The sequence below is a fragment of the Asaia krungthepensis NRIC 0535 genome, assembly GCF_025995175.1.
GTDB classification, from domain to species: domain Bacteria; phylum Pseudomonadota; class Alphaproteobacteria; order Acetobacterales; family Acetobacteraceae; genus Asaia; species Asaia krungthepensis.
Genome location: NZ_BAPV01000053.1, coordinates 1 through 1,196, shown reverse-complemented (window position 1 = coordinate 1,196; position 1,196 = coordinate 1). Strand labels below are relative to the sequence as shown.

Annotated in this window: 1 protein-coding gene; it reads left to right on the top strand. The window is 57.8% G+C overall.

Annotated elements, in window-relative coordinates; translation table 11 throughout:
- Window positions 1-68: 68 nt before the first annotated feature.
- Window positions 69-1,067 carry an IS5 family transposase gene (locus tag AA0535_RS12310; RefSeq protein WP_264816692.1) on the top strand — a complete coding sequence of 333 codons (999 nt, stop codon included), beginning with the start codon at window positions 69-71 and terminating at the stop codon, window positions 1,065-1,067.
- Window positions 1,068-1,196: the final 129 nt, after the last annotated feature.

The window sequence follows — 1,196 nt, the reverse complement described above, 5'->3', positions numbered from 1 at the left end:
TCGAAAAACCCCTTTGGTCAGGGGCTGCTGGTGTGATTCTATCCCAGCTGTGATGTTGGGGGGGATGGCTGATGAAGCAGGCGGGATTCTTTGACGGTGACGAGCGGCTTGCGCGGTTAAGTGGGCTTGGTGACCAGCTCGAAGCATTTTCCCGGACTGTGGATTTCGAGGCGTTCCGCCCTGATCTGGAGAAGGCTCTGGCTTACTCGGACGGGAGCAAGGGCGGGCGTCCGCCGTTCGATCCGGTACTGATGTTCAAGATCCTGGTAATCCAGACACTGAACAATCTCTCCGATGACCGGACGGAGTATCTGATCAATGACCGTCTGTCCTTCATGCGTTTCCTGGGGCTGGCGTTATCGGATCGGGTACCCGATGCCAAGACGGTCTGGCTGTTCCGTGAACGCCTGACCCAGGCGGGAGCGATCGAGAATTTGTTCGCGCGCTTTGACGCCACATTGCGCAACGCCGGGTATTTACCGATGTCGGGCCAGATCCTGGATGCAACGCTGGTGGCTGCTCCAAGGCAGCGGAACTCCAACGCAGAGAAAACCGATCTTCGGGAAGGACGGATCCCACAGAACTGGCAGGACAAACCGGCAAAGCTGTCGCACAAGGACCGTCATGCGCGCTGGACACTGAAGTTCACGAAGGCAAAGCGGCAGGAGGATGGGACGCTCCCAATCACAGATGCCGCCGCCAGTGATGGTGCGCGATTAAGAGAGGGGCTGTTGGATAAAACCAATACCGCCTCAGGCGTCTGGGCAGACACGGCGTATCGCTCGAAAGCCAATGAGGATTTCATAGACCGACACGGGTTCGTCTCGAAAATCCACAGGAAAAAGCCGCATCTCAAGCCTATGCCTCGTCACATCCAGCGGTCCAACGCCGGAAAGTCGGTGATCCGGTCGCGTGTCGAGCATGTCTTTGCCGATCAGAAATCGCAGACGGGACTGTTCGTCCGGACCGTGGGCATAACGCGAGCCACCATAAGGATCGGGCTGGCCAATATCGTCTACAACATGCGCCGCTTCCTCTTCCTCGAAAGACTGAACGCGAGCGCGTAGCCTTCCCAATGGCGATAGCCCGCGATCTGCTCAAAACGCAGAGCAAAAGTCACCCCAGGAACCGTCAGTCAGCACGCCACAAACCAGAAATCAGGAGCCAGCCGCGCCAATCAACGGTTCTTCGAACCC